Source organism: Kitasatospora sp. NPDC056327 (assembly GCF_042261735.1).
Lineage (GTDB): Bacteria > Actinomycetota > Actinomycetes > Streptomycetales > Streptomycetaceae > Kitasatospora.
The window spans coordinates 1-5,872 of record NZ_JBHJRC010000408.1; the positions used below are offsets into that span (position 1 = coordinate 1).

Annotated in this window: 6 protein-coding genes; 2 read left to right on the forward strand and 4 right to left on the reverse strand. The window is 74.8% G+C overall.

The window, feature by feature from the left end; translation table 11 throughout:
• Positions 1-52: 52 nt before the first annotated feature.
• From ACFCX4_RS34075 to ACFCX4_RS34090, 4 genes are all read right to left on the reverse strand, one after another.
• Entirely contained in the window at positions 53-823 is a 771-nt protein-coding gene (locus ACFCX4_RS34075; RefSeq protein ID WP_376150984.1) for a MerR family transcriptional regulator, read from the reverse strand.
• A gap of 325 nt (positions 824-1,148) precedes the next feature.
• Positions 1,149-2,168, reverse strand: a complete 1,020-nt coding sequence (locus ACFCX4_RS34080; RefSeq protein ID WP_376150975.1) for an acetamidase/formamidase family protein — start codon at positions 2,166-2,168, stop codon at positions 1,149-1,151.
• Positions 2,165-3,613, reverse strand: coding sequence for an APC family permease (locus tag ACFCX4_RS34085; RefSeq protein ID WP_376150977.1), 1,449 nt, complete (start codon positions 3,611-3,613; stop codon positions 2,165-2,167). The genes ACFCX4_RS34080 and ACFCX4_RS34085 overlap by 4 nt, the downstream gene beginning before the upstream one ends.
• 184 nt (positions 3,614-3,797) lie before the next feature.
• Complete coding sequence (locus ACFCX4_RS34090; RefSeq protein ID WP_376150979.1) at positions 3,798-4,913, reverse strand: ABC transporter substrate-binding protein; 1,116 nt, start codon at positions 4,911-4,913, stop codon at positions 3,798-3,800.
• An 85-nt stretch (positions 4,914-4,998) separates the two neighbouring features.
• Here ACFCX4_RS34090 and ACFCX4_RS34095 point away from each other — a divergent pair, with 85 nt between their 5' ends.
• A complete protein-coding gene (locus ACFCX4_RS34095) occupies positions 4,999-5,478 on the forward strand; it encodes a MarR family winged helix-turn-helix transcriptional regulator (protein ID WP_376150981.1) in 480 nt (159 codons plus the stop codon).
• Between the two features lie 178 nt (positions 5,479-5,656).
• Positions 5,657-5,872, forward strand: a 216-nt coding sequence (locus ACFCX4_RS34100; RefSeq protein ID WP_376150982.1) for a hypothetical protein, incomplete at its 3' end; no start/stop codon positions are given.

A 5,872-nucleotide genomic window follows, 5' to 3' on the forward strand; every position in this document is an offset into this window, starting at 1 on the left:
CGCCGGACGGGCCCCGTCCGCCCGTCCGGCGGCCCCGCCGGAGCGGCGCGGGTCAGCCCGCCGCCGGCAGCCCCGCGGCGTACGCCTCGATCGCGTCGCGCTGGTACCCGGCCAGACCCGGCGCGATCGACTCGTACGCCGCCCGCCACGTCCCGTTCGTCACACAGGCCCGCCCCATCGCCCGGAACTCCGCGGCCGGCACCGCCCGGACCGCGGCGAGCCCCCGGTACTGGTCGTCGATCTCCGCCCGCACCTGCTCGGCGCCGGCCGGCAGCCCGGCGGCCATCAGCTCGGCGAGCCGGACCATCTGCGCGGTGCGGGCCCGCTGCCCCGCCTCGATCTCCTCCGGCGTCATCGCCGCCGCCGCCCGCCCGGCGGCCTCGGCCTGCTCGGGGAAGGCGCGCAGCTCCTCCTCGTGGTCGGTGGCCCGGACTCCCTCGAACAGGTTCTCCGGCCGGTTGATCGCCGTCATCGGCGCACCGTCCCTCCTGGATCGCTCCAGATCGGTGATCGTGCGGGCGACCGTCGCGGCCAGTGCGTCCAGGCGGTCGCGCTCGGCGAGCAGCCTGCGGTGGTGACCGCGCAGCGCCTCCAGCTCGTCCACCCGGGTGGCCAGGATCCGGCCGATCTCGGCCAGGCCCAGGCCCAGCGCGCGCAGCACCAGGATCTCCTGGAGCCGCAGCAGCTCCCGCTCCCCGTAGTAGCGGTGCCCGTTGCTCCCGACGCCGGCGGGCGGCAGCAGCGCGATCTCGTCGTAGTGCCGCAGCGTTCGCGCCGTGACGCCGGACATCCGCGCCACCTCGGCGATCGGCCAGGCCTCCATCCGGTCCCCCACAGGTGTCACCGGGCCGGTCCGTCCGGCCCTGGTCAGGACGGTAGGGGCTGCCGTTGCGGCAACGTCAAGGCCACTGCGGGCGTCAGGGCCGGGGAGGTCCAGGCGGGGGAGCTTCCCGGGCCTCCCGTGGCGCGCACGTCCGGCGGAGTCCGTCCGGCGCCGGTCCGTTCCCCCCCCTCGCCCCGGTCCGTCCCCTCGGTGTCGCCCCCCGGCGGCGGCCGGGTGCGCCGGACGACGGGGTTCCGCCGCCGCGGCGCCCGGGGTGCCCCGACGGTCAGTCAGGGCGGCGCTGTCCCGGGATCCGTACCGCTCTTCAACGGTGCCGGAGGTAGGCGGCGGCGGTCTCGCGGAGACGGTCGTGCAGGCCGTCGTAGGCGCGGGTGCTGCCCAGGAGGGACTTGGGCAGCTTGGCGGCCATCGTGTAGTTGGTGTCGCAGACGTTGGCGGCGGGGGCCAGGCCGGCCTGGCTGACCAGCTGGTAGGCGTCCAGCGTCTCCAGGCCGAGCAGCTCCGAGGTCCAGCCGACGAGATCGTGCTGGCTGATCCGGAAGGCGTCCTCCAGCGGCCGGGCCGAACCCGTGGTGATCAGGTACCGGTCGCTCTCCAGCCGGGGCCAGGCCGGTCCGCCGCCCTTGATCAGGTCGATCACCACGGTGGTGCGCATCGCCGTCTCGACGGCCGTGCCGCACACCTCGCCCTCGCCCTGGCGGGCGTGGCCGTCGCCGATGGCGAGCAGTCCGCCGGGCACGTTGACGCCGAAGTAGGCGGTGGTGCCGGCCCGCATCTCGGGGGTGTCGAGGTTGCCGCCGTGGGCGCCCGGGGTGATCGACATCAGGGTCTCGCCGCCGGCCGGGGCGACGCCGACGGTGCCGTGCATCGGGTCCAGCGGCAGTTCGGCGGTGAAGTCGCCGTGCCGGGCGCGGAACCGGCAGACGCCGGCGGCCGTGTCCAGCTCGTAGACCCAGACCCGCTCCTCCAGCGGAGCGTGCAGCATCGCCGTGGTGTGGGTCGCGGTGAGCGCGCCGAAGTGCGGGAAGGTGCTGGAGATGCCCCAGTCGCGGGCCGGGGTGATCTCCACGAAGTGCACGGCCAGGGTGTCGCCGGGCTCGGCGCCGGCCACCGCGATCGGTCCGGTGACGGGGTTGAGGTAGGGGAACTCGCAGACCGCGCTCGGCAGGTCGCCGATGTCGCGGACCCGGCCGCCGAAACAGTCCTCGGTGGTCAGCTCGACGATGCTGCCCGGCTGGACGGTCACCAGCGGGGTGCGTCCGCCGAAGGTGTAGGCGTAGTCGGCGGGCTTCGGGAAGAGGGTGACGAGGTCGGGCAGGCTCACTGGTTCTCCTTGCTGAGAGGGGCGTTGTCGGCGGTCGGCGTCCGGTCCGGACCCTGGTCCGCGGCCACCGCGGCGAGGTTCGGACGGCGGCCGGAGAGCATCAGCCCGGTCAGGACCAGGCCGCCGATCGCCAGCCAGACGAAGCCGAGCCGCTGGGCGGCGATGTCCGCGTTGACGACCACGTAGGCGAGGATCGCGAACCCGACGACCGGGGCGACGAGGTGGCGCCACCAGTCCCGGCTGCGGCGGCGGATCAGGTAGTGCACCACCACGGACACGTGCAGGACCAGGAAGGTGGTCAGGGCGCCGAAGTTGACCAGCGTGGACAGCAGGGTGATGCCGTCCTCGCGGGAGGCGGTGTAGAGACCGAGGACGAGTGAGACGCCGGCGGTCAGCAGGGTGGCGTTCACCGGGACGCGGTGGCGGGGGTGGACCTTGGCGAGGAAGGCGGGCAGCTGGCGGTCGCGCGCCATCGCGTAGAGCAGTCGCGAGGTGGCCGCCTGGGCGACCAGGGAGTTGGCGAAGCCCCAGGCCACCGCGGTCGCGGCGGCGGTGACGGTGGCGAGCCAGCCGCCGGCGGCGACGCGGGCCGCGTCGTAGAAGGCGACGCCGTCCGGGTCGCCGCCGGCGATCAGCGCGCCGGGGTCCGGGACGAGCAGCGAGGCGATCCAGGTCTGCACGATGAACAGCGAGCCGGCCAGCAGCAGCGCGGCGATCATCGACTTGCCGATGGCCTTGGTGGAGTCCTGGTTCTCCTCGGAGAGGGTGGAGATGCCGTCGAAGCCGAGGAAGCTCAGCACCGCGATGGACACCGCGCCGAAGACCAGGCTCCAGGAGAACGTCTGGGAGTTGTAGACCGGGGTGAAGTCGAAGCCGCGGCCCTTGCCGGCGGCCAGCGCGGCCACGCCGAAGCCGATGAAGACCACCAGCACGATCAGCTCGCCGATCAGCATGGCCTTGTTGACCTTCGACGTCATCTCGACGCCCAGGTAGTTGACGGCGGTGTTCAGCAGCACGAAGCCGACCAGCCAGAGCCAGACCGGCACCGCCGGCACCAGCGAGTTCATCGCCACGCCCGCGATCAGGTAGAGCAGGCCGGGGACGAGCACGTAGTCCAGCAGGATCATCCAGCCGGACAGGAAGCCGACCGGCGCCGCGATGCCGCGCCCGGCGTAGGTGTACACGGAGCCGGCCATCGGGAAGGCCCGCGACATCTGCGCGTAGGACAGGGCGGTGAACATCATCGCCACCATGCCCAGTGCGTAGGCGAGGGCGACCATGCCGCCGGAACCCTGGAAGACGCTGCCGAAGATGCCGAAGGGGGCGATCGGCACCATGAAGACCAGGCCGTAGACCAGCAGGTCGGAGAAGCGCAGCGAGCGGCGGAGTTCCTGCTGGTAACCGTAGCTCTCGATGCCGGCGGGGGAGGCGGGTGCTTCGGACATGTGGGGGCTCTCTTCCGTGACGACCCGAGGTGGGGCGACCCGAGGTGGTGGGGAGACCATAGAGCCAGTTATTTTCAAATGGAAGGGTTTCGTGGCAGGTGGCCGACCGTGTCCGAACCGGAACCCGTGCCGGAGCCCCCGCCCGGGACCCGAACCGGAACCCCCGCCCGGAACCCGCCCGCCGTCACGACAGGACGGTGAACCCCAGCCCCTCCGCCCGCCCCAGGTGCACCCCGTCCCGGGCGGGCCCCAGCGGCGCCCGCGCCCAGGCCCGCCGCACCGCCGCGCCGTCCCCGCGCAGCAGCCGCGCCGCGGCCCCCGCCAGCCCGCCGTCCGGAACCAGTTCCCCGCGCGCCGCCAGGGCCGCCAGCAGGTGCAGCCCGTCGTACAGCCCCACCGCGTAGGCGTCCAGCACCGGCGCGTACGGCCCGAACACCGCCCGGTGCTGCTCCGCCAGCCGCACCCGCCGCTCCTCCGGCAGCGACGCGAACGACGGCATCGCGGCGTACAGCGTGCCGGTGCCGTCCCCGCCGTACGCGAGCAGGCTGTTCTCCTCCAGCGCGCCGGACAGCCGCACCAGCCGGCGGTCCAGACCGGTGCGGCGCAGCGCCCGGTTGAACCGCACCAGGTCGGCGCCGATCAGGCTCAGCAGCAGCCCGTCCGCCCGCTCCGTCCGCAACGCGTCCAGCAGCGGCTCCAGGTCCCGCTCCGCCGCACCGAACGGCAGGCACCGCTCCAGCACCACCCGCGCCCCGGCCCGGGCCACCGCCTCGCCGGCCGCCCGGTGCACCGCCTGCGGCCAGATGTAGTCGTTGCCGACCAGTGCCCAGCGGCGCAGCCGGTGCCGCTCGGTGAGCCGTTCGACCATCCCGTCCAGCTGCGCCGCCGGGTCCGCCCCCGTGCAGAACACGCCCGGCAGCCTGCTCCCGCCCTCGTGCGGGGGCGTGAACACGTACGCGGTGCGCCCGCTGGTCACCGCCTCCACGGCCCGGTGGACATCGCTGGAGTGGCAGCCGGCCACCGCGTCCACCGCCCCGGCGTCCAGCAGCAGCGCCACCTCCCGGGCCACCGCCGCCGGCGTGCCGCCGCCGTCCACCAGCACCAGTTCCAGGGGCAGTCCGCGCACGCCGCCGCCCGCGTTCACCTCGTGCGCGGCCAGCAGCGCGCCGTCCAGGGCCGACGGCCCGGTCAGGCCGAGCGGCCCGGACTGCGGCACGACCAGGCACACCCGCAGCGCCGGCGCCTCCCGGGGGAGGTACCGCGCGTCGAGCGGCTCCAGCAGCTTCACATCGGGGCTCATCGCTTGCGAGTATCGTCATGGCAGCCGATCCGGCCAAACGAGGGCCGCGCGACCAGGACCAGCAACCGGGGAAAGAGACACGGCCATGACACCACCCAGCACAGCGGCCGCCCCCGCCGCCGACGCCACCTCCGCCGTCCCGCCCGTCCCCTCCGCCTCCCCCGCCGACCAGCCCCTGCTGATCGAGCTCCTCACCGTCGCCCAGCGCCGTCTCGCCCGCGACCTCGCCGCCCGGCTGGAGGCCGAGGGGTGCACCCTCGACCAGTGGCGGGTGATGCGCGCGCTCACCGACGACGCCGGCCGCTCGATGGGCGACCTCGCCCAGAGCCTGCTCATCCCGCAGGCCAGCCTCAGCCGGCTCGTCGACGCCCTCACCGAGGCCGGCTGGGTCTACCGCCGCCAGGACGAGCAGGACCGCCGCCGGGTGACCGCCCACCTCTCCCGCCTCGGGCGCACCCGCCTCGCCCGCCTCGACGCCCTCGCCGCCGCCCACGACGCCGCCGTCCGCACGGCCTGCGGCAGCGCCGACCCCGGCCCCCTGCTGCGCCACCTCACCGAGGCCTGACGCCGCCGAAGCCTGACGCCGCCGAAGCCCGGTCCCGCCGAAGCCCGGCCCCGCACCGGGGCCCGGCGCGCGCCGGACCGCACCCCGGCACCGGCGCCGGGTGCCCGTGCCCGCCCGCCTGCCGCCCGCCCCGGCCGCCCCCCGTACGGCCGGGTAGTCCCGGGAGTCGGCGCGGTCGTTGTGCAGCATCTGGTCCCAGGAGGAGATCCGCTCCCGGATGCTCCCCGTCGCCCCGTGGTCGAAGACGAGCTGCCGCTCGGAGATCTCCCTGCGCCAGTGGCGGAGTTCGCGGGCCCTGGCCCGGTCCCCGGTACGCCGTCCGGAGTTGCGCCCCCACGCTCCCCGCAGGGCGGGCCAGCAGGCGCGGCGGGTGGTGGTGAGCAGTTTCCAGGTC